General features: G+C 64.8%; 10 protein-coding genes. 5 read left to right on the forward strand and 5 right to left on the reverse strand.

Translation table 11 applies throughout. The annotated features are described in order from the left end of the window. Positions 1-5: 5 nt before the first annotated feature. Both AB8808_RS15115 and AB8808_RS15120 read left to right on the forward strand, forming a co-directional pair. Entirely contained in the window at positions 6-2,252 is a 2,247-nt protein-coding gene (locus tag AB8808_RS15115) for a GH92 family glycosyl hydrolase (protein ID WP_369930467.1), read from the forward strand. A 17-nt stretch (positions 2,253-2,269) separates the two neighbouring features. Further along, positions 2,270-3,481, forward strand: coding sequence for a phosphatidylinositol-specific phospholipase C1-like protein (locus AB8808_RS15120; RefSeq protein ID WP_369930468.1), 1,212 nt, complete (start codon positions 2,270-2,272; stop codon positions 3,479-3,481). On the opposite strand, the gene AB8808_RS15125 is transcribed toward AB8808_RS15120, so the two are convergent. Further along, on the reverse strand, positions 3,416-3,745 hold the full coding sequence (locus AB8808_RS15125; protein ID WP_369930469.1) for a nucleotidyltransferase family protein: 330 nt from the start codon (positions 3,743-3,745) through the stop codon (positions 3,416-3,418). The genes AB8808_RS15120 and AB8808_RS15125 overlap by 66 nt on opposite strands. Beyond that, the gene (locus AB8808_RS15130) at positions 3,742-4,113 is read right to left on the reverse strand and encodes an HI0074 family nucleotidyltransferase substrate-binding subunit (RefSeq protein WP_369930470.1); all 372 of its coding nucleotides are present in this window, start codon (positions 4,111-4,113) and stop codon (positions 3,742-3,744) included. The genes AB8808_RS15125 and AB8808_RS15130 overlap by 4 nt, the downstream gene beginning before the upstream one ends. 81 nt (positions 4,114-4,194) lie before the next feature. On the opposite strand from AB8808_RS15130, the gene AB8808_RS15135 reads away from it, so the two are divergent. Continuing rightward, positions 4,195-5,303, forward strand: a protein-coding gene (locus tag AB8808_RS15135) for an IS3 family transposase (RefSeq protein WP_369926556.1) whose coding sequence is annotated in 2 segments (ribosomal slippage) — positions 4,195-4,456 and positions 4,456-5,303 — 1,110 coding nt in all. Because the reading frame shifts where the segments join, the coding sequence is not laid out codon by codon here. 57 nt (positions 5,304-5,360) lie between these two features. On the opposite strand, the gene AB8808_RS15140 is transcribed toward AB8808_RS15135, so the two are convergent. From AB8808_RS15140 to AB8808_RS15150, 3 genes are read right to left on the reverse strand one after another with little or no spacing between them, the layout of a single operon-like run. Further along, entirely contained in the window at positions 5,361-5,609 is a 249-nt protein-coding gene (locus AB8808_RS15140) for a MafI family immunity protein (protein WP_369930471.1), read from the reverse strand. A gap of 10 nt (positions 5,610-5,619) precedes the next feature. Then, entirely contained in the window at positions 5,620-18,852 is a 13,233-nt protein-coding gene (locus AB8808_RS15145; protein ID WP_369930472.1) for a hemagglutinin repeat-containing protein, read from the reverse strand. 44 nt (positions 18,853-18,896) lie between these two features. Further along, complete coding sequence (locus tag AB8808_RS15150) at positions 18,897-20,552, reverse strand: ShlB/FhaC/HecB family hemolysin secretion/activation protein (RefSeq protein WP_369930473.1); 1,656 nt, start codon at positions 20,550-20,552, stop codon at positions 18,897-18,899. A gap of 355 nt (positions 20,553-20,907) precedes the next feature. On the opposite strand from AB8808_RS15150, the gene AB8808_RS15155 reads away from it, so the two are divergent. Continuing rightward, on the forward strand, positions 20,908-21,483 hold the full coding sequence (locus AB8808_RS15155) for a DUF1349 domain-containing protein (protein ID WP_369930474.1): 576 nt from the start codon (positions 20,908-20,910) through the stop codon (positions 21,481-21,483). Positions 21,484-21,633: 150 nt separating this feature from the next. Then, positions 21,634-23,787: a M13 family metallopeptidase gene (locus AB8808_RS15160; protein WP_369930475.1), complete on the forward strand. Its 2,154-nt coding sequence runs from the start codon at positions 21,634-21,636 to the stop codon at positions 23,785-23,787. Positions 23,788-23,840: the final 53 nt, after the last annotated feature.

Here is a 23,840-nt window from a genome sequence, read left to right on the forward strand (position 1 = left end):
CACCGATGCATACCCACCGCTCCACGGTACGAAACACCTTCGCTGTCGCCCTCGCCTGCCTGATCCTCGCAACGCCTGCCGCCATGGCCACCGACCATGCCGGCGACGTCGATCCGCTCATCGGATCGGACTGGTTCGGCGAGGTGTTCGTCGGCGCCACCCTGCCCTTCGGCATGGTCAAGGTCGGCCCGGACCTGCGCGATTATGGCTATCGCAAGGGTTTCCAGAGCACCGGCGACATCCGCGGCTTCTCGCACCTGCATCTCAGTGGCGGATCGGGCAAATACGAGAACGTGCGCGTCATGGCCACCACCGGTGAGCTGGAACCCGGTGCGTTCCACTCGCCACGGGCCAACGAGGTGTCCGCCGCCGGTTACTACGCCGTGGACCTCACGCGATACGGCGTAAAAGCCGAGATGACGGCCACGCGCCGCATGGGCATGCATCGCTACACCTTCGCGAAGGATGGCGACGGCCACATCACGCTCGACCTCGACCTGCTCTACAAGGACACCGGCCCGGAAAGCCAGCGGTTCCTCGGCGGCGAACTGCGCGTGGTCTCGCCCACCGAGGTCACGGGCGTGGGGCATTACGTCGGTGGCTGGAACGAAGGCGGCCCGTACGACGTGTATGTGGACATGATCGTCGACACTCCGGCGTCGGGCACGCGTACGTGGCTCGACACCGCCGTGAGCAACGCATCGACGGTGAGCACCACCGGCGCCATGCCACTCGGTGTCTCGTTCGATTACGCGGTCAAAGGCGGCCAGGCGATTCAGGCGAAGGTCGGCATCTCGTTCGTCAGCGAAGCCCAGGCCCGCCGCAACGCGGCGACCGAAGCGCGCGGTTGGGATTTCGACGGCGTGCACCAGGCGGCGGTGGCAGCGTGGAACAAGGCACTGGGACGTATCGAGATCGCGGGGGCGGATGCGACCCGGCGCCGCATGTTCTACACGGCGCTGTACCACACGATGATGATGCCGTCCGACCACACGGGCGAAAACCCGAAGTGGACCTCGAACGAGCCGTACTACGACGACTTCCAGGCCATCTGGGATACGTTCCGTAGCCAGGGCCCGTTGCTGACCCTGATCGCGCCGGACGTGCAACGCGACATCGTGCGCTCGCTGGTCGATACCTTCCGCCACACCGGCTACATGCCCGATGCGCGGGTCGGTAACGACAACGGACGCACGCAGGGCGGCAGCAATGCCGATGTGCTGGTGGCCGATGCATACGTCAAAGGGCTGACCGGCATCGACTACGCCACGGCGTTCAAGGCGATGATGAAAGACGCCACCGTCGCCCCCACCGATGCACGCAAGGAAGGACGTGGCGGCCTGGAGACCTACAACCGCCTGGGCTACGTGGCCCAGCCGACCGAGCGCGCCGGGTCGCGCACCGTGGAATACGCGTACGACGATTTCGCCATCGCCGAGGTGGCCTGCGGCCTGGGCCACGCCGATGAGGCAAAGCTTTACCGCGAGCACGCCGGTAACTGGGCCAACCTGTGGGATGCCACGAGCACGCAGGAGGGCGTGTCCGGTTTCCTGCGTCCCCGCAACGAGGATGGTAGCTGGGCGGCGCAGTACTTGGTCCGCCGAGGCACGTGGCCGGACTTCTACTACGAAGGCGATCTGTGGACGTATTCGCTCTACGCCCCGCAGGACGTCCGCCGATTGATCGCGCTGTCGGGCGGTAACGAGGCCTTTGTGAAGCGCCTGGACACGGTGTTCGACAACCTGCATTTCGACATGACCAACGAGCCGGGCTTCCTGATCCCGGACCTCTACCTCTGGGCAGGACGCCCCGACCTCACCGCCGATCGCGTCACGACGTTCCTGCATCGCGCGTTCGGCGCGGATCGCGCGGGCATTCCGGGTAACGACGATTCCGGTGCGATGTCCAGCTGGTACGCCTTCCAGTCGATGGGTTTCTATCCGAACGCGGGACAGGACGTCTACCTCATCGGCACGCCCTCATTCAGCGAATCGCGGATCGACCTGGGCGGTGGCAAGACCTTTACCGTGCATGCCACGAACTTCACACCGGACGGTACGAACCGCTATGTGCAGTCGGCCACGCTCAATGGACAGCCGCTGGATGCGGCGTGGTTCCGCCACGGCCAGATCGACAAGGGCGGCACCCTCGACCTCGTCATGGGGCCGTCGCCCTCGCGCTGGGGCACCACGTCGCTCCCACCGTCCCTGTCCGACCCCGACTTCGCCCTGTGCACACGTGCCCGCCACTGATCGCCCCGAGGATACCCATGGCTTCCCTTCGTTTCCGCCTGCTGCCGCTCGCCGCGGCCTCGTTCCTCTTCGCATCGGCCGCTTTCGCCGCGACGAGTGACCTCCGCCTCAACCAGATCCAGGTCATCGGCACGCACAACAGCTATCACGCCGGCTTTGCGCCCAGCGCCACGCGCGTGATGCAGAAGGAAGCACCGAAGGAGTTCGCGGCCATCGACTATCGCCACCCTTCCCTGACCCGTCAGCTCGACGACGGCGTGCGCCAGGTGGAGCTGGATGTGTTCGCGGATGCCAAGGGCGGCCTGTACCTCGAACCGGCAATCGACCACCTCATCGCGATGAACGGCCTCCCGCCCGACCCGCCGACCGCGGCGCCGGGCGTCTGGGAGAAGCCCGGCTTCAAGGTCATGCATATCCAGGGTGTGGACCAGCGCAGCACCTGCCAGCCGTTCACCGCCTGCCTGACCGAACTGCGTGCGTGGTCGCGCGCGCACCCGGGACACGCGCCGCTGTTCGTGCTGGTGGAAACCAAGGACGAGCCGCTCAAGGCGAAGATCCCGACCGTGACGCCGGAGCCCTTCACGCCCGCCGTCTTCGATGCCCTGGATGCGGAGATCGCGTCGGTGTTCCCGCGCGACGAGATGATCGTTCCCGACGATGTGCGCGGCGATCACGCCAGCCTCGACGAGGCCGTGCGTGCGGGTGGCTGGCCCAGCCTAAGCAAGGCACGCGGCAAGGTGGTGTTCCTGCTCGACCAGCGCAAGGTGGAAGGCGTGTACGGCGAAGGTCATCCTTCGCTAAGTGGTCGGCTGATCTTCACCAACGCCACGCCGGGCGCCGACGATGCCGCGTTCACCGAGTGCAACGAATGCTCGGCGGACGAGATCGACGCGCTGGTGCGTCGTGGCTATATCGTGCGTGCGCGGACCGACGATCCGGCGCAGGGGCAAGCGCTGAAGAACGACACCGCACGCCGCGATGTCGTCTTGGCTAGCGGGGCCCAGTTGATAAGCACGGATTACCCGGCGGGCGAACCGTCGGAGCACGGTTACTCGGTGGGGTTTCCGGGTGGGGTGACGGTGCGATGCAATCTGGTGCTTACGACGAAGGGGCAGTGCCCGCACGCGGCGCTGGAGGTCTCCGGAAAGGCCGTTACGCTGACATCAGCGACGGCGTTGCACAATCACCTTGCCTCGCCGGATCACGTCGCGAAACACGTCGTCCGTTGAGGCCCAGTCCACGATGTCCACCTTCCAGGGCAAATCGGACTCCGACAATTCATCCCGCAATGCCGCACCGATGTCCAACGGTAGCGGCACGTCGGTGATGATCGCCAGGTCGAGGTCGGAATAGGGCTTGGCGTTCTTCCTGGCACGAGAGCCAAAAGCCCATACTTCGTATTGGGGCACCCGTCGATGCAAGATGTCCCTCACGACAGCCCATTGCTCTGGAAGAATGTCGATGTCCGGCACTGCCGTGCCTTCTCCGTTCACGTACACACTTCCTGCAGGCGCTTCAGTAGGTACCGGGCTTCCTCGATGAAGTCGGGGATACCAGTCACAACTTGCAGTGCCACCTCTTCCGCGTAGGTGTGGCTGGTCCTCCCACGCATATCGCGATATCTGCGCCAGGCGGGCCAGTCGCCGCGCAGCAAGCTGCGTTCGTTCGCGCTACGGATCTGGTCCTGAAAGGTCATACCGTCAAACTCGGCGGGATTGGCCGAGGTCATTTCAAGGAACCGTTTGAGCATCTTGTGGCTGATTTCGTAGGTGAACTCGAAACGCTGAATCAGGCCGTCGCGGATTTGTGTATCGGTGATGTCCTGCTGATAGCGTATCCAGCCCTCCGTAAGGCGTGCCACGGCTCGCTTGTCGCCTCCCCGTAAACTTACTCCAGACATAAACCGAGGTCTCCGGGCAAAATATCCCCAAGGAGACCCACGATGCGCAAGAGCAAATTCACCGAGAGCCAGATCGTTGCGACGCTGAAGCAGGTCGAAGGCGGCAGGCAGGTCAAGGACATGTGCCGGGAGCTCGGCATTTCCGAGGCGACCTACTACACCTGGAAATCGAAGTACGGTGGCATGGAGGCGTCGGACGTTCATCGCCTGCGTGACCTGGAAGCGGAGCACAACAAGCTCAAGCGCATGTATGCGGATCTGGCGATGGAGAACCACGGGCTTAAGGATCTCATCGCAAAAAAGCTGTAGACCCGGCGCATAAGCGCCCGCTCATCACCTGGCTGGTCGAGCAGCACGGATGGAGCGAGCGCCGGGCCTGTGAGGCACTAGGCTTCTCGCGATCTACGCTGCGCTACGAGGCTCGCCCTGATCGCGACGAGCCCGTCATCGGGCTATTAGCGGAGCTGGCTGAGCGATTCCCCGAGCGCGGCTTCGACAAGCTATTTCAGATCATCCGCCGGCGCGGTCTGCCGTGGAACCACAAGAGGGTGTGGCGCGTGTATTGCCAGATGCAGTTGAATCGCCGCCGACGCGGCAAGAAGCGTGTCCCGACGCGTCACCCGCTACCACTGGTGGCCGGCGAGGCGATCAACGGAAGCTGGTCCATCGACTTCATGTCCGACGCGCTGTGGGACGGCCGCCGCTTCCGAACGTTCAACGTCATCGACGACTTCAGCCGCGAGGCACTCGCTGTGGAAATCGACCTTAATCTTCCTGCATCGCGAGTGATCCGAACGCTCGAACGTGTCGCCGCGTGGCGCGGCTATCCGTCGAAGCTTCGCCTGGACAACGGTCCGGAATTCGTCGCTCTTGCGCTGGCGGAATGGGCAGAACGCAAAGGCATCAAGCTCGACTTCATCGAGCCGGGAAGGCCGATGCAGAACGGCTTCATCGAGCGCTTCAACGGCAGCTTCCGGCGTGGTGTCCTCGACATGCACGTGTTTCGGAACCTGACCGAAGTACGCGAGCAGGCAGAGCTTTGGCTAGCCGACTACAACCGCGAGATACCGCACGACAGCTTAGGCGGGCTGACGCCCGCAGAATTCAGGCAGCAAAATGATCCGGCGACCTTGGGTTATGGTTGGCACTAACTAATGGGGGGTCGACAAAATTGTCTACAGCACTATCTGTAGGTTTCACTCAAGAAGCTACACGACTTTCAGTTCGTCTAGCTCCTCAATGTCCATCTCCATAACTCTCGCAACTAATTTAAGCTGTTCTTTTACATTTGCTGAAACAGGAATATCAAATTCAACCAACTGAGAACACAATACTTCTAGCCCCACTCCTGGCTCGCCAGAAGAAAGCAATCCTTTGACGTTAGCTTCCGTGTCGTCGCTAAAGCATCCAGAGAGCTCTTCCAAAACTGCTCCGATTATTTTTTCTGGTTTGCACATATTCCCCTCTCTACTTTGGATACGCTGTAATAATACCCTCACCGTTAGGCTCCACTATTACACGCACGTTCACACCGTCATAAACGCCTTCAACAGCCCAGCGGACAGGCTTACCTTTCGTAGTGTATTGTGCTCCGGGCTTACCAGTTAATTGAGTCCATGACGCATTAGGATCCGTAGCCAAGTCAGAAACACTATGCATAATTTTATCAACGCTCCAAGAATCGGGAAAAGGCGTTTTTCCTGGAGCGCCAGGCCATAGATGTCCTCCACCTGTAGCATCACCCAGCAAAATGTGCTGAGTTCTTTGGTCACTAGCTAGATTAATAAAATCGCCGACGCTTGGAAGGTCTTTGGGACCGTATCCTACCTGCGTTTCATTGAGAACAGCATTCGATAAGATCGAGCTTTCGGTTCCAGCACCGGCAACGAGCTGACCTTCACGCGCGGCATTGGCCGTACCGTGGGCCCGTGCAGCATTGTTTACGAGATTCGCGTCTACAGTAGCCGATGCGCCCTCTGTAAAAGCTAGCCAAGCGACGCTACCTACGCCTTCTCCGAAAGCGGTGCCTTGAGCCATGCCCGAAGGCATATTCGTCGTGTAATCGACTGGTGCACTGCCGGGCTGCTTCGGGAAGAAAGGGTTATTAGGATTAGATTGCTCGTCGTTTCCCAGAAAAGGGACTGCGCCATGTACGGCACCGATCACGGCTCCCGCTGCAAAAAGCCCCCTCTCGTCGTCCTGCGGCAGATACGCATAAGCCGATGAACGCAACCCTCCCCAGAGCCCGATATCTCCGAAGTAACTGGACTGCTCCAGCGCAGCGTCTAGTCGCTGATCCTTCCTAAGTGAATCAGGGACAGACGTGTTGCCATAGTACGACTCGAGCGCACCCAGCCCCTTATAGCAAGCAGTAGAGTCTCCGCTCTGGCACGTCATGGCAAGTGCGAGATCGTTCGATGCCGAGGCTTTCTTCGCCTCGGCGGTAACCGAATCTCTGCAAGCCTGATCTTTGCAGTTAGCCAGGGCATCTTTCAGCTCGTCTATCTGGCGATGGCTCAGGTAGTTGTATTTGGTGCCATCCAGCGCCGCAGAAGCACCACTACCTTCGCCGGCGACAGCGCCTATCGAAATGGCCGCCACCTGCATCATCGTGGCAAACTCGGGCGAGTCGGCCTTATAACCCTGGTCGATCAAGTAGCTCGCTATCGCCGGTATGGCGGCCTGATTCGCTGCTGCTCCCAGCCCGCCAGCCATCGCATCACCACCGCCCAGCGATGCGATGGCTGCTCCTACCGCACCGTGCAGAACGGTTCGCTCCTTGCTTCCTTCGGCCCACCCCATTTGACCTGCCAGGTCCCCCGCGGCCCGCATGCCGACATAGCCAGCCACCTGCCCCATCTCTTGCCGCTCAGCCACCTTCTTCTGATCGAAGATCGCCTTCAACCCACCGGCGTCGATGTCCGGGTTCCGATCCAACCCACTCAGATCCCTACCCGGCTGCTCACGAACGTCAATCGCCCCAGCAGCAATACCCGCCTTGGTCGTACTGCTCGAATCCTTCGACTGCGGCACGCTCATGCTGCCGCTGAAGCCGCCACCGCCGCCGGACACGCTCGCGCTGAAGGAGCTGTAATCTGCCTTGTTCTGCAGGTCGCTGAAGGTCAGCGAACCGGTGCTGAGTGCATTTTTCGATGCGTCCGCGGAGCTGGCGATCACCGCGCCCTTCAGGTCGGTGTTGCCACCGACATAGATGTCGTAGCCACCCTTGCCGGCGCCGATGCCGCTGATCTGGTCGACGCTGGTGTAGTTGCTGGTGGTCTTGCCGACGGCGACGCTGACCTGGCTGCCGTAGCCGTATACGAAGGTGCCGCCGACCTGCCAGTACTGGCTGGCGTAGTCGTTGGTGGCCTGGTGGCTGGCGATGTTGAGGTCGCCGCCGATCGCCGCGACGACGGTCTCGCCCCTGGCCTGTGCGCCGAGGATGTTGGCATCGTTACCCGCAATAATGCTCAGCTTGTCGGAAGCATTGACCGACGTGTTGGCATTCGTCGTGCCGTTGCCGTGGGCAAGGCCCTTGCCGACGGACGCGGTTACGTAGATGCCCGTCTGGCTGCCGACACTGAAGCCGACTTCGCCACTGGCGTTCGCGCTGCTGCTCTTCTGCGTGTGCGCTTCGAGCTGGCTCAGCAGGTTGAGGTCGTGGGTCGCAGCCAGGCTGACGTTCTTGCCGTCGATCTGGCTACCGATGACGTTGAGATCGCCGTTGGTCGCGGCGATGGTGATGTCGCCACCACTGCGCAGCGTGCTTCCCGCCGTGGTGTCGTCGTGTGTGGTGGCGCGACTGTTCGCCGTGCTGGCACCTAAACCGATACGCAGGCTGACGCCGCTTGCCTTGGCCGCACCCTCCGCGCCGCTGGCCGTGTTGCCGTCGGCGTCCGGAACGTTGCCCCCGGCCGCTTTTCCTTGGGCGCCCGCCACCGCGGCACCGGCACCCTTCACCGTATCGACGATGCCGTAACCCGCCTGCATCGCATACAACGCCTTGAGCCGGTCGTCGTCGGCTTGACCGCCGCGATGCGCCGATTCGTACGCACCCTGCGCCGCGCTGGCCATGCCACCGGTGAGACCGACGTTGATCCCGCCGGAGTGCACCGACTGGGTCTGCTTGGTGTCGACCGTACCGAGACCGGCGTCGATCGTGACGTTCTGGCCCACGATGGTCGTGCCGGTCTGGCTCAGGATGTTCGAGCCGGTGATATGCACGTCCTTGCCGGCCGCCATGGTCACCTTGCCGTCTGTGCTTCCCACCATGCTGCCCGTGGCATCGACCTGGGTGACCTCCAGCGTGTTCTTCGTTTTCTGGTTGCCGATGGTGACGCTCAGGCCGTTCTGGATGAAGCCCGACGTGGATACGCTCTGCTTGTGACCTTCGGCGTGGGTACTCACGGCCGTGCCGATGTTCAGGTCGTTGCCTGCGGCAAGCGTCACATCGTGCGTACCGGCGACCTGCGCCGCCTGCGTGGAGAGGTCACGACCGGCGCTGACCGTCACCGTGTCGCCGCTCAGGAGCGTGCCGACCGCTACGTGGTCCTCGCTAACGTCGGCGTTCGCCCTGGTCTGGGTCTGGTAGTTGTAGTCGGTCGGCATCAGCCCGCGGGTCATACCGGAGCGCTTGGTCGTCTTGCTGTGGCTCTCGTCGTAGACGTCGTCACCCGCCAGCAGGTTCAAGTCGTGACCGGCCGACAAGCCGATGTCGCCCTTGGCCGTGACCGAAGCGGCTGTGGCAGTGAGGTCGTTACCGGCCACCAGCTTGACGTTATCGCCGTTGAGGCTCGTACCGACCGCCAGGGTCTTGGAGGTTTCGTCATGCGTCGTGGTGGTCTTGCTGCTGAGCAGGCCACTCTTCTTTTTCTTCGTATCTGTAACGACCGTATGCGTCTCGTCGGCCGTCGTCAGCGACAGGTCGTGACCCGCACCCAGCGCAATATCGCCCGCAGTCTTCACGTCCGCCGCCTGTAGCGTGAGGTCGTGCCCGGCAACCATCTGCACACCGGTGCCTGCATTCACCGCCACGCCGCGCACGGTGTCGTCCGTGGTCGTCTGGGTGATGCGCTTCTTGCCTTCCTTCCAGCTCGACGTTTGCGAGGCGCTGTCGGTGACGGGCGCCAGGGTCAGGTCGTTGCCGGCCTGCAGGCCGACCGCCTTGCCGGCGGTCAGCTGCGTGCCTTGCAGCAACGCGTCGTTGCCGGCGGCGATGCTCAGGTTGCCGCCGGCATCGAGGGTCGTCACCTGGTGAGTGACGTGGTTGGCGTTGCCGTTGGTGGTGGCGGTCAGCGACAGGTCGTGACCGGCGAGCAGCGCCATGTCTGCACCGCTTTTCAGCGTCGCGGCCTCGGCGTTGAGGTCGTGGCCGGCGGACAGCCCAAGCGAGCCGCCCGCATTGATCTGCGTGCCCAGCGTCTGCGTATTCCAACGGTTGCCGGTCTGAACGGCGCCGAGGGTCAGGTCGTGACCTGCCTGGAGCATGGCGTCACCGCCGGCACTCAGTGTCGAGCCGGACAGGGTCATGTCGTTGCCTGCCACCAGCGACAGGTTGCCGCCGGCGCTCAGGCCGATACCATCGGCACGCGTCGTCGTGATGCTGCTCCAGCGGTACGGCGTTTCGGTAGTGACGGTAGACGACAACGAGAGGTTGTTGCCCGCCATCAGGGCCAGGCTGCCACTAGCCGATACGCCATGGCCGCTGAGCGACAGGTCGTGATCGGCCGTCAGCAGCGCATTTCCACCCGACGAAACCAACGTGTTGCTCAACGACAGGTCGTGGCCGGCACTGACCTGCAAGCCCTGAGTGGCCGTGATGCTGGAAACCTCCAGGCCACGCACGCCGAGCCCGGTCAGGTTCTCCGAACGGATGTCACCACCCGCCACGAGCGCCACGCCGGCGCCGTCGATACGGCCGTTGGTGTTGACGATATCCTTGCTCGCCGAAAGCGCGGTCAGGCCATCGCTGGAGATCCGTCCACTGTTGAGCAGGTTTTGCGCGGACAGCACGGCGCTGTTCTGGCCGCGGATGAGGCCATCGTTGGCGAGCGTGCCGCTGGCGTCGATGGTCACGTCCTTGCCGGCGATCACCGCACCCTGCGCGGTCAGGCCCAGACTGCCGCCGGCCAGGTAGACCACCGGAACGAGCACGTCGTGACCCTGCACGTTCTGCTGAACGAGCCAGACGATGTCCTGCGTGAGCGAGCTGACCTGGTCGGCCGTCAGCGCCACGCCGACGCTGAGGCTCATCGCCCGGGACACGTTCGAGGCGTTGTTCATCAGCGCCTGGTACTCGGCCAGGCCGCTGGCGTAATTCGACAGGTACGCACGACCCGTGAGCTGGGTCACCTGCTGGGTGACCAGTTGCTGCTCGTAGAAGCCGTCGCCCAGGCGCATCATTGTGCGGGCCGGATCGACACCCAAGTGGTCGAGCAGGTAGTCGCTGCTGATGAACTGGCTGTAGTCGGCGAAGCGTGCGTTCGTCTCGATCAGGTAGTTGCTGCTCGGTGCGTGGCCGAGCAAGGCCGTGAGATAGGCGCTGCCCATCGATCGCACCGAGCGCGCCGAGGCACTGCCGGCCGTGGCCGAGAGCACGCCCGCATCGACGCCACCTACCGCTACGCGCTGGCCACCGCTCACGCTGCGCACGAGGTTGTCGCCGATCGGACCGTCGACCGTGACGGTGTTGCCGCCGCTGCCACCGGTCAGCGGCGCGGACGAGCTGCCGCCGTCCACGGTAACGCTCTGGCCGGCACCGGCCGCGCGTACCGAGTAGATACCGCCGGTCGGCAGGGTCACGCCCGCCAGCGGCTGGCCCGCGCCGCCGAGCACCTGCAGAGCATGGCCGGTAGCCGGGTCGACCTGCGCACCGATGGCGATACCACCGCCGGCCTGCGCGCCACCCTTGTTCGCGGACGACAGGCCGATCGCCTGTCCGTTCGGGTCGAGGCGCGCGTTGGACACGGAACGGCCGTCGGCCGTGACGCCGCCGTTGCTGACGTTCACGCCGCCGATCGACACGCCTTGGCTGCCCGACATCACGGCAGGCAACGCGTTGTAATTGTCGTGGATGTAATGCGTCGGATCGGTATCCGGGCGGCGCGTGTACGATTCCTTTTCCTGACCGGGGCGGCAGAGACTCTGTTGCCAGCCGCAGCCCATATGGTGGTTGACGGCAACGGCCTGGATCGTGCGCCCCAACGCCAGCGACTGGTTAGCCACATTCTCGTTACCGAACACCATGCCGGTACCGCCACCCGCACCGGCCTGGTTGATGGCAAGGAAACCCGCTGCGGCGATCGTGGACGTGTTGTTGTTCACCGAGCCGTATAGCGAGATGTTGCCACCCGAGACGATCTGCGATTGCGCGCTCGCGGCCACGACGGTGGACTGCGAAATCGTGTGGTACTCGGTCCAGGTCTCGTACTCCTGCACCTTGTTCATCGCATAGGTGTAGTCGGAGCGTGGTAGCGGTTGTGAGGCGTCGTACTCCGCCTGCGTCAACGTATGGCTGTCGGTCTGCAGCACGCGCCGCACGTTGTTGATCTGGTTCGCCGCCAGCAGGATGCTGCCCTGCGCCTGGATCGAGCCGGAATAGTTGTCCACCTGACCGGCGCGTGTGTCGAACTGGCCCTGCCCATTGCGACCCGCGCCGGCGATATTGATGTTGCCCAGGCTGAACACCTGCGCGTCGCGGTTGAGCAGGTAGTTCGTGTAGATGTCGACGTTGCGCGTCGCGGCGATCGTACCGCTCTGATACGCCGCGTTAGCGGTCTGCGCACCGAAGTCGGCACCGTTGATCACGGTACCCGCCTGCACCGTGACGTCGCCACCCATGATCGTGCCGGTGTTGTTCACCCAGCCGGCATGGAGCCCGACCGTGTCGCCCTGGATGCTGCCGTCATTGGTGATCGTGCCGCCCGTGTTGAGCTGGGTGTTCGACGAGTTGAGAAGCGCGCCGGCGCTGTTGGTGATGTTCGCCGCGCTGATGGTCAGGCCCTGCACCGCCTGGATGCTGCCGTTGTTGACGAACTGACCATCCACCGCGAGGTTGAAGCCACCGATCGCCTTGATGCTCGAACCCGCCGCCTGGATGTAGTCGCCGACCAGGTGCATGCCCAGCGTGTTGTTGGCGACGATGGTGCCTTGCCCAACGAGGTTGCGGATGTCGAGCACGACGTTACCCACGCCGCCCACGCCGTCGATGCCGGCCTGCACTGTGCCGCCGCTGTTCTCCATCGTCAGCAGGCTGAGGTTGAGCTGGCGACCGGCGGTGATCTTGCCGCCTGCGTTGTAGGCGGTCGCACCACCGTTGGTGAAGGTGAAGGTATTGCCGGCGTATGCCGTACCGTTGCTGTTGTCCAGCTGGCCGGTCGACAGCGTCATGTTGCCGGCCGCCACCAGCGTACCCGCCTGGCTGTTGCCTATCGACGATGCCGTGAGATTGACGTCGCCCTGTCCGCCGAGCGTGCCACCACGGTTGTCGATCGCGCCGCCGGTGCTGACCTGGGTGACCAGCCCGCTCGCATTGGCGATACGGCCGCCGACGTTGGCCAGCGAGCCGACATTGAACGTCGTCGCACCGTTGCTTTCGATCCGGCCCGCGTTGTTGGTGAGGCCATTCGCCGTGCGCAGGTCGAGGTTGCCGCGGCTCTGCAACAAGCCGTTGCTGTTGTTGACCGTGTCGCCGACCTGCAGCCCCAGCGTACCGCCGGAGACCACGCCGCCGACGTTGCTCAGGCTCGCCGCATCGAGCTGCGCGGCCCAGCCGGCGGCGATCGTGCCGCCACGGTTATCCAGCATGCCGACGATGCCGAGGTTCACCGCGCCGTTGGCGGCTTGCACCGCACCGCCCACGTTGCTCAGGCTGCCCGCACCGACGTGCGTGGTGCCAGACGTCGCCTGGAGCAGGCCACCGCTGTTGCCGACCGCGCCGGAAACCGTTACGTCCAGCGTGCTTCCGGATATCGCACCGTTGGCGGTGTTGCTCAGCGACGCACCGGAAACGGTCGTCCCGCCGTGCGCATTGATGAGGCCGCCATCGTTGGCGACGCCGGCGCCGGCGACGACCTGCGTCGTGCCGTTGGCCGTGAGAGTGCCTTGCCGGTTGTCGATGTCCTGGGACACGTTGATATCGAGCACACCCGTACCCGCCACCTGCACGTTGCCACCGGTGTTGACCAGTCGGGTGCCGCGCAAGGCGAGGCCTGCCGAGTTGGTGGCGATCGTGCCACCGGTGTTGTCGAGCACGCCGGTCGTCTTGATCGAGGTCGCACCCACGCCGGTCTGCAGTAGCTGTCCCGCACCGTTGTCGAGGCTGCCCGTGGTGAGCGAGAGCTGGCCCGCCTGCATACGCGCCGTGCGTCCATTCGCGCTGCGGTTGGTGAGCTTGCCGTTGGTCTGCGCGGTCAGCACGCCGCCGATGGCGAGATCGCCACCGGTGTGATCGATATCGCCGACGCGAGCGATCAGCGAGGCGTCGCCACCCGCACGCTGCGTGCCGTTGGAAAGGTCCAGCGCACCGGCTTGCACGTCGAGCGCACCACCGGCCAGCAGGCTGCCATGCGCCGTCAGGCCCGCGTCGGCAAGCGTATGCAGCGTGCCGCTGGTGCCCAGCGAGCCGTCCTGCTTCACGCCGGCACCGAGCACGCCGTCGACGCCGATGCTCCGGGCACGCACGGTCAGGTCGCCCGACGACAGCGTGCGACCGCTGTTGTTCACGGTCGTTCCAACGAGGGTGATGCCATTCGCGCCGAGGGCACCGTTCTGGCTCAGGGTGCCCCCGCTCTTCAGCGCGGCATCCTGCACGACGATATCGCCATCGGACGTCAGGTCGCCCTGCGCCGTCAACGTGAGGGTCGTGGCGGTCAGCTGGCCGCTCTGGTGAAGCGCGGCGGCGGTCGACACATCGAGGCGACCCGCGGACGATACCGTGCCGCCGAGCGTGAGATCGCCCTGTCGCGCGAGCACGGCCATGTCACCCTGCTGCGTACCGAGCGTGCCGGTCGTGGCGACGCTGCCCGCGCGCAGGTCCATGCCCTTCGCCGCGACGAGGCTACCGGCGTTCTGCAACGCACCCGCCACGTCGATGGCGACGGTGTCCGCGCCATACATCTGCGCTGAGGCGCCCTGGTTGAGCGCGGAGGCACCCAGGGTCAGTGCCTTGCCGGCATAGAGCGTGCCCTGATTGTCCAGCACGCCACGCGCGGCGATGACCAGGGTGCCGCCGGAGGAAAGGTTGCCGGTCGATGCCTGGGCGATACGCATACCGGTCAGCGTCATCGCCGATCCGGACGCCAGCTTGCCGGCATTGGCGAGATCGCCATCGGCATCGATACGGAGCATGCCGGCCGCCTGGGTGGTTCCCGCCAGCGCGACGTTGCCATGACCGGTCAGCTGCAGGTCCTGGGCGCTGGCTATCACACCCTTGCTGTCGACGCTGCCAGCCACGATGGTCAGTGCGCCGTTGCCCTGCAGCGTGCCGGACGCCGTCTGCGTGAAGGCACCGCCGATATCGAGCGTCGTGGCCTCCTGCGCGCCGATCACGCCGCTGTTGTCGAAGCCACCACCGGCATGCACGCCAAGATCGCTGCCTGCGTAGACCGTGCCGCTGGCGTGCAGCGACGTCGCCGCACCCAGCGTCATGCCCGCATGACTGGACGTGTCGCCAGCCAGCATCAGGTCGCCCGCGGATGAGAGGTCCACGGTCGTCGCGCTGAGCGAACCGGTCTGACCCAACGCACCGGCCGAGGTGGCGTGCAAGTTGCCCGCGGCGACCGTCGTGCCGGCGAGCGTGAGGTCGCCCTGCATCGTCGCCAGGCCGACATCGCCCTGCGTGGTTCCGAGCTGGCCGGTGCTACGCAGGCTTCCGGCCTGGATAGCCAGGCCATTCCCGCCGACGATGCTACCCGCGCTGTCGAGCGCACCGCTCAGGCCCACGGTCAGCCCGGCATGGCCGGTGGTCTGCGCCTGCGTGCCCTGGATGAAACGGGTCGCGTCGAGTGTGAACAGCTGACCCGCGTAAAGCACACCATCGTTGACGACATCCTGAGCGACGGTCAGCGCGAGATTGCGCTGCGCGCTGATCGCGCCGTTGGCGAGGTTGGTCGCCTGGGTGTTGCCGAGGATGACGTCGCGCGCGGCGACCATCGTCGACGCATTACGCAACGTGCCACCGGAGAGATGAATGTCTCGCGTCGCCTGTAGGCGTCCCGCCAGATCGACCGATGCCGCATTCAGGGCCGCGTCGTTGCCCGCGTCGAGCGTTCCCTGCGAGGTGATCGATGCCGTGTCGAACTTGATGTCGCCACCGGCATGCACCACACCGGCGGTGCCTACCGTGATGCCCTGGGCCGCCGATAAGGTGGCCTGGGTGCCCGCCGAGAGCGTGCCGTCGACGGCGAGGGTCGTTCCCGCGCTCAGCGTCGCATCGGCGTCGCTGTATGTGCTGCCCGAGAGCTGAATCGCGCCCGTCGCTCCCAACGAGAGCGTCTTCACGCTTAACGAGCCTGTCTGCGCCAGGTCGCCGGCCGAGGTGGCTTGCAGGCCACCGGCGGATACCGTCTTGCCGCTGAGGGTGAGATCACCCTGCGTCGCGCTCAGCGCGACGTCGCCCGCGAGGGTACCGAGCTGCCCGGAGCTCGCGAGGCTGCCCGCGGTGATGGTCAGGCCCTGTCCGGCGACGAGGCGTCCCGCGTTGATGAAGGCGCCCGAAAACACGAGGTCGATGGCTTGCGCCGCGCTGATCTGTCCGTTGGCAGTCTGGCTCAGTCCGTTCGTGCGCAGCGCGAGGTTCGATCCCGCATAGAGGCTGCCGTTGTTCGTAAAAGTGCCGCTGCCGGTGACGGCGAGCGTCCGCGATGCGGATACCGCGCCGTCGTTGGTGACTGCCGCTGCGTCGATGGATGCGTCGCGCCCTGCTTGCAGCGTGCCGCCCAGCATTGTCGTCGCGGCCTGAAGACGGAGATCCTGACCCGCATCGAGTACGCCGCGGGTCGTCAGCGCGTCGGCCGACACATTCATGTCGGTGCCGCTGTGGATCGTGCCCGAGGCATCCAGCGTGGTGCCGGCATGCAGCGAAAGATCACCATCGGCGTAGACGGTACCCGCCAATGCCATCGAGCGCGCCGCGCCCATGTCGAGCGAGGCACCGCTGAGGGTGCCGTCGACGACGAGGTCCTGGGCCGAGCGTGTGACCAGCGCGCCCGCGCCGGAGGTGGTACCGGTCAGGCGCACGTCGCCCTGTGTGGACGTGAGACGCACGCTGCCTAGCGTCGACCCCAGCGAGCCGCTGGAATCGATACTGGCGGCGGTGACGTTCAGTGAGGTGCCTGCGACGAGGTTGCCCTCGTTGTGGAGATCACCGCGCAAGTTCATTGCCGCGGTATCCGCCCCACTCGCCGCACCGGATGCGCCGAGAGACATGGCATTCGCATCCACACCCAGGGCGTGACCCGCGTAGAGCTTGCCGTTGTTCGCGACGTCACCGGTGACGGTCAGCGCGATGTCGCGGGTAGCGGACAAGGCGCCCGTGTTCGTCACGGAGGCCGCGTCTACGCCGAGGTCCCGGCCGGCAACCACCTGTGCATCGTTGTCCAGCGTACCGCCGGTAGCCAGCGAGAGATCGCGGCCCGCCTGCACCATACCTGCTGTGCGGATCGTATCCGCCGAAAGGCGTACATCCCTGCCCGCATCGAGCTGCTTGCCGCTGTCGATCGTGCGCGCCTGCATGCCGAGGTCGGCGCCTGCGTGCAGCGTGCCGGTATTGACCACGCTGCCATCTGCGTTGAGGGCCAGCGAACCGTCGCCGTAAAGCGAGCCGCTGTTGGTCAGGTCCTTCGACGTATGCACGACCACGTCGCCACGACCGTAGAGCGAGCCGGTGTTCGACAGTGTGGCCGCGTCGACGTCCAGCGAGCCGGCAGTGAGTTGGCCCGTCTGCTGAAGGTTGCCGGCCGTGCGAGTGCGCAGCGCGCCACCGACCACGGTGTTGCCGGCGAGGGTCATGTCAGTCGCACTGGTCAGCGCAGCATCACCCTGCCGTGTGCCCAGTTCGCCGGTGCTGACGAGTCCGTGTGTATCCACACTCAGACCGCGGCTGCCGACCACGCTACCGCTGTTGACGGTGTCCCTTGCAACCAGCGCCTTGACGCTGCCGACGGCGTAGATCTGTCCCGTCGCGGCCTGGCTGAGGGCTGCCGCTGCCAGCGACATATCGCCGCCTGCATACAACAAACCCTGATTGACGACCACGCCAGCGCCCAGGACAGAAAGATTGCCACCGGCCTGGACGGCGCCGTCGAGCGTGGTGTCGCCCCGGCTCGCCATTGCGAGCGCGCCACCGGCATCCATGACACCGAGGCTACTCAGAGCGCCCGCGTCCACCGACAACGCGTTACCGGCATGCAGCGTGCTCGAGGCCGTCGTCTCTACCGCGCCACCCGCCGACGCGCGGCCGCTTCCCATCGCATAGATCGTGCCGTCGTTACGCAGGACCGTACCCGTCGAGATATCGAACGACTGCGCGGTGTAGACCACCCCGCTGTTGCGCAGCGCACCCGACGTGGCGAGTGTCAGGTTGCCACCCGCATTGACCCGTCCGGACTGGTCGATGTCGCCATAGGCGCGCATGCTCAAGGCGTTCGCCGCGATGACGCTACCGCGCAAGGCCAGTGCGCCCTGCGTGGTCAGCGACACATCGCCCGTCTGCGTACCGAACGTGCCGTCGAGCGTGACCGGGCCGGCCGCGTCGAGGCCCAGCCGGTTCATCGCAACCGTGGTACCGCCCAGACGCACCTCGCCCGCGCTGCTCAGCGTGAGATCACCGGCCTGGGCCGCGATGACCCCGCTGCTGACCACGCCGACGCCGGCCTCGGTACCTACCAGGCGGATCTTCTCCGCGTACATGCCGCCCAGCGCTGCCACGTCGATCGCCACGCCGGTGCGCGCCCCGGTCGCCTCACCAGCACGGATGCTCGCATCCGCGTAACCCACGTCGTTGCTACCGGCGACGACGCCGAGGTCCTTCGCCCAGATTTTCCCGTTCACCTGTAGCGCGCGGGCGATGAGGTCGGTCCGATCGATGGTCGCGGTGTCCAGCCCACCACTGCCGATGGCGATACTGCCGCCGGTGACGTGGAATGCGTCCAGACTGCCGCTGCCACCGAACACCGGCGTGCCGGTGGTCAGCGTAAAGCGAGGGCTGTTGATGATGCCGCAGCCATCGCAGGTGATGCCGTAGGGGTTGGCGATCACCACCGGCGCGGCCTTGCCGCCCACCTCGACGTAACCGCGCAGGCTGCTCGGCAGGCCCGAGGTCACCTCGTTCAGGATCAGCGAGGCTTCGCCGTTCTTCAGGTTGTCGTTGCCGGCGATGTAACCACCGAGCTGCGTACGCGAGATCGACCCGCTGTTGTTGAGGATCACGCCACGCTGATCGACATCGAAGCGCTGGTATTTGTTATGCGAAACGCCCGCACCGTTGGGCGCGACGATGTCGACGACGGGAACCCCGTTGGCCGCCGAATCCATCTTCGGCTGATGAGCGCCTGCCGCCGCGTCCGGGACCACCTGGGCCCAGGAGACCACCGGGATGCCTACCGCGGCCAGTGCCACGGCGATCGGCACGCTGCGCAGCAGCGCGTGACCGGTAAGGCGCGCGCCCTGCGGGCGGCCCGTCGTTTCCTTGCTCGTCTTCATGACATGTTCCCTGGATCGCCGCTCGGCGGCGTCGTCTGGCAAATTCAGAACTGGTAGATCAGTTGGAAGCCGGTCGCCGGCTGATCGGTATCGAAACCACGTGGCGCATGGAGCCGCCGTCCTGCAAAGAGGTCCCAACTCAGGCCGAGGTAACTGCCGCGCATGCCGATCACGGCGCCCGCCAGCTGCTTGTGGCTGGCCTGCGAGCCGGGTCCGGAGATCCGGCCGATGTCCGCACCGATATACGGAGCGAGGCTTCCCATGGGGAAGGTCAGCGTGTTGCGCAGGTAGCCGCCGCGCTCGCCGGCGAGCGTCTGCTCGCCATCGAAACCACGTACCGAGTAACGGCCGCCGATGGTCAGCAGTTCCGCGGCCGGCAGGTGATCCGTCGAATTCTGCAGGCGCAGGCTGCTGTCCCAGATCGCCGCCTGCATGCCAAACTGCAACGGCTGGCTTAGCGAGATGTCCAGCGTGGTCAGCCCGTAACGGTTGGTCGGGAAGCCGATCGCGGGGTCGTACGCGTTCCATTGGCTGCCGAACCACGGCGTGCCGCGCTGGTAGCCCAGGCGTGCATCGAGCTGCGCGTGGCCCAGGTAATGACGATGCACCAGGGCCAGTTCGGCGCTTGCCACGCGCTGCCGCTGGATCCCCACTTCCACGCCCTGGATATAGCTGTGTGCGCTACGCGTCGCCACGCGCGCCTCGACGGAAGTCTTGCTGGAGGTACCGCGCATCAGCAGGCGCTGGATGGTCACGTCGCTGGATGTGGACGTGCCGGTGGATCGGAACCGCCGCTGGAAGCCTTCGATCCACTGCCGGTAGCGGTACGTGGACACCGAGCCGCTGATCGTCCACCAGCCCAGCGGCACGCTGTAGGTCGCGTTCTCGCTGAAGGTGCTCCCGCCGTCCGCGTGGGTGGCCAGTGCGTGCCCCGCGCCGATCGAGAAGAGATCGTTCCAGCCCAGCGGATTGTCCAGGGACAGGTTGAGGTTGCCCTGGTACCGTCCCGTGCCCTTCAACCCGGCGTCGCCGGCGTCGAGGACGACATGCCATCGCCGCGTGGTATGCACGGTGAGCACCACGTCGGACTCGCCGACCTCACCGCCCGGCGCGATATCCATGGTCACGTCCTGCGACGGGACGCGCTTCAGCTGCTCAAGCCCCTGCTCGATGGCATGCAGGTTGAGCAGGTCACCCTCGCGCAAGGGAAACGCCGTGCGCCAGTCCAGCGTGGGCGAGCCTTCGGCAAAGCGGATGCGTCGGATCGTGCCCGGCACCAACAGCATGCGCAGACTACCCTGGGCGATGTCCTGCGCCGGCACGCCGACACGCGTGGTGACGAAACCCCGGGCGATCAGTTCATTGGAAAGGCGTCGCTGCAACGCCTCGAGCCCGGCCCGCCCCACGCACTGGCCGACAAATCGGTCCAGGTAGCGCTGTGCCCAGCCGAACTCGTTGGCCCGGTCGCCTTCCAGACGGAGCGCGCGCAAGGTGAAGCACATCGTTTCCTTCGGCAACGGCGCATCGAGCCGCTCGACGGCCCTCGGCGGCAATGGCAGGAACGGTTCTTCCTGGCGTTCGGTCTCTTTCTGGTCCAACCGGCGCGCACGACGCAGTTGTTCCTGCTTGTCGAGGGTGGTCTGCCCCAGCGCCACCCCCGCTATCAGGACGGCGCTACTGACCAGCAGCGTCCGACCCATGGCACGCCAACGGCGCGCCCCCTGAAAACCCATGCTGTCCACTCCACACGTCCGAATGTGCGGGAAGCCCGCGCGAGCGCGGCTTCTCCATGACGGGATCGCCCCTTGTACAGGCGATCCGCGATGTTGTCGGCCATCCTGCCGAAAGCTTTAGGGCTGATACGAAAAAATAGTTCCGATGCGATGGATCTGGCGTCGATTGCCAAACTCGGCCTGGGTCATACGGCCACGGGTCGGAAACAATAACGTTTCTCATTTGTAAATCAACAGCGATCCCTTACGAGACATCTCCTGAAATCCCACACGCCCTCGATTGAGCTAGCCTCTTTCGAGCATCGAAAACCGGAGACGAAACATGCTGGAACGAGGAACCTGGCTCAACGAACCGCCGCACTGGAACATCGCCGACGGCGTCCTGCACGTCACCACAGGTCCGGAGGGCGATTTCTGGCGCCATACCTACTACGCTTTCGTGCACGACTCCGGTCATTTACTCTCCGTCCCGGTATCCGCCCACTTCACCGCACAGGTCTTCGTCGAAGCGGACTTCCAGCATCTCTACGAACAGGCCGGCCTTATGCTCCGGGCGAGCCCCGAGATATGGTGCAAGGCCGGCGTGGAGTTCAGCGACGGCGAACGGATGATCGGCAGTGTGCTGACCCAAGGGCAATCCGACTGGGCGACCTGTCGCATGCCCGAAACATCCGGCGGTTTCTGGGTACGGATGACGCTGAAGGACGGCGTGCTACGTGTGCAATATTCGACCGATGGCCATCGCTGGCCACTGCTTCGGCTATGTCCCTTTCCCGCGGAGGATGGACTTTCGATCGGGCCGATGTGTTGCTCGCCGCAGGGCGAAAGCCTGCGGGTGACGTTTCGTCATTTTTCGGTCGGGGTGGCGCAGAGTAGGGACCTTCATGACCTGAATTGACGAGAAAACCTGAGAGCGGACGTTGCCTCGCAAGTCTTTGCGATCCCCGGGATGTTCGTTGCCCATGGTGCTGTGCCCGCCTCCCAGACGCTATGCTCGGCAGTCGCGCCCGGAGGCGCCGATGCACGTCACTTTCATACGAGGGCACCCATGACCAAGCATGACCTGAAGCCGCTCGCGCTGGCCTTGAGCATCGCGCTCGCCGGCACCGCGTGCAGCCAGCACGGCGATGCCGACACGTCCGCCGCAGCCGGCAGTGCCTCGACGGCCAACGCCCCGGCCGTCACGGGCAGCGCGCCCGCCCCGGCCACCACGGCCGCCGCCGCGCCAGCTGGCCCCACGTTCAACGTGGCTGACCTCGACACCGGCATCGACGCTTGCGACGACTTCAACGGCTTCGTCAATGCCAAGTGGGTGGCCGCCAACCCGATTCCGGACGATCACACCGAATGGGGCGCCTTCGACCAGCTGGAAGAAACCAGCCTGAACACCCAGCACGACATCGTCGACGCCATGGACAAGGGCGCGGCCAGCGCCAAGGCCGGCTCGATCGAACAGAAGATCGGCCTGCTCTACCGTTCGGGCATGAACGAGGATGCCATCGAGAAGGCCGGCATCGAACCGCTGAAGCCGGAGCTGGCGAAGATCGACGCGCTGAAGTCGCCGCAGGACATCGTGGACTTCCTCGACAGCAGCTTCAACGACGGCAACGGTTACGTGTTCGGCTTCGGCGCCGGCGCCGACTTCAAGAACGCCAAGATGCAGATCGGCTTCACCCAGCAGGACGGCCTGGGCCTGCCGACCAAGGATTACTACACCGATCCCAAGCAGGCCGACAACCGCAAGGCCTATGTCGACTACATCGTCAAGACGCTGACGCTGGCCGGCGTGTCCGACGCGGATGCGAAGACGCAGGCCGACGCCATCATGAAATTCGAGACCCAGCTCGCCGCGGCCTCGCTCTCGCCGGTGGAACTGCGCGCACCGGAAAACCAGTACCACTTCGTCAGCGTGAAGGAAGCGGACAAGGTCACCCCGCATTTCAATTGGGAGAAGTTCTTCGCCGCCCAGGGCGTCACCGTCGACAAGGGCTTCTCGCTGTCGCAGCCGAAGTTCTTCAAGGCGTTCGACACGATGCTGGCCTCCACGCCGGTATCCACCTGGCAGGCCTACCTGCGCTTCCACGCCATCGACAGTGCCTCGCCGTACCTGTCCAAGACCTTCCAGGACAACAAGTTCGACTTCTACGGCAAAACGCTTTCGGGCCAGCCGGAGCAAAGGCCACGCTGGAAGCGCGTGCTCGGCACGGTCAACACCTCCATGGGCGAAGGCTTGGGCCAGCTGTACGTGGCCAAGGTGTTCAAGCCGGAAGCCAAGCAGCGCGCCAGCGAGCTGGTGGACAACGTGCGCAACGCGCTCAAGGCCCGCCTGGAAAAGCTCGACTGGATGAGCGACGAGACCAAGCAGAAAGCCATCGCCAAGTGGAACACCTTCCTGCCCAAGATCGGCTACCCGGACAAGTGGCGTGACTGGTCCGGCCTGGATATCACCGGCGAGAACTACTTCGGCAATGTCGAGGCGGCCGAGAAGTTCAATTACCACTACGACATCGCCAAGATCGGCAAGCCGACCGACCGCATGGAATGGGGCATGACGCCGCAGACGGTCAACGCGTACTACAACCCGACCGACAACACGATCAACTTCCCGGCCGCCATCCTGCAGCCGCCGTTCTTCGACGCCAACGGCGACGACGCGATCAACTACGGCGGTATCGGTGCGGTGATCGGCCACGAGGCCAGCCACGGTTTCGACGACCAGGGCAGCCAGTTCGACGGTGAAGGCAACAACAGCAACTGGTGGACCAAGGCCGATCGCGCCAAGTTCGATGCACGCACCGCCAAGCTGGTGAAGCAGTTCGACGAATACACGCCGATCAAGGACAAGCCGGACCTGCACGTCAACGGCAAGCTGACCCTGGGCGAGAACATCGCCGACCTGGGCGGCACGGCCGTGGCGTACGACGCCCTGCAGGAAGCGTTGAAGAAGAACCCGAAGGAAGCGGAGTCGAAGATCGACGGCTACACCCAGGACCAACGTTTCTTCCTGAACTGGGCGCGCGTGTGGCGCGGCAGCGTGCGTGAAAAACAGGCCATGCTCTACCTCAACACCGACCCGCATGCACCCTCGTCGCTGCGTGCCATCGGTCCGCCGTCGAACATGGACGCCTTCGCCACCGCGTTCCAGTGCAAGCCGAATGCGAAGATGGTTCGTTCGGGCGACAAGCAGGTGAAGATCTGGTAATTCCTGCTGAATGGCAGGATAGGCTGGGAGGCATCGCCCCCCCCCATCGTGAC

Origin of the sequence: Xanthomonas sp. NCPPB 2632 (genome assembly GCF_041228075.2) — a bacterium.
Taxonomy (GTDB): domain Bacteria; phylum Pseudomonadota; class Gammaproteobacteria; order Xanthomonadales; family Rhodanobacteraceae; genus Luteibacter.

Bases quoted from the DNA above. Each gene is read 5' to 3' on its own strand.
- AB8808_RS15115 (WP_369930467.1), top strand. From the start codon at position 6: ATGCATACCCACCGCTCCACGGTACGAAACACCTTCGCTGTCGCCCTC.
- AB8808_RS15120 (WP_369930468.1), top strand. From the start codon at position 2,270: ATGGCTTCCCTTCGTTTCCGCCTGCTGCCGCTCGCCGCGGCCTCGTTC.
- AB8808_RS15140 (WP_369930471.1), bottom strand. From the start codon at position 5,609: ATGTGCAAACCAGAAAAAATAATCGGAGCAGTTTTGGAAGAGCTCTCT.
- AB8808_RS15145 (WP_369930472.1), bottom strand. From the start codon at position 18,852: ATGAAGACGAGCAAGGAAACGACGGGCCGCCCGCAGGGCGCGCGCCTT.
- AB8808_RS15150 (WP_369930473.1), bottom strand. From the start codon at position 20,552: ATGGGTCGGACGCTGCTGGTCAGTAGCGCCGTCCTGATAGCGGGGGTG.
- AB8808_RS15155 (WP_369930474.1), top strand. From the start codon at position 20,908: ATGCTGGAACGAGGAACCTGGCTCAACGAACCGCCGCACTGGAACATC.
- AB8808_RS15160 (WP_369930475.1), top strand. From the start codon at position 21,634: ATGACCAAGCATGACCTGAAGCCGCTCGCGCTGGCCTTGAGCATCGCG.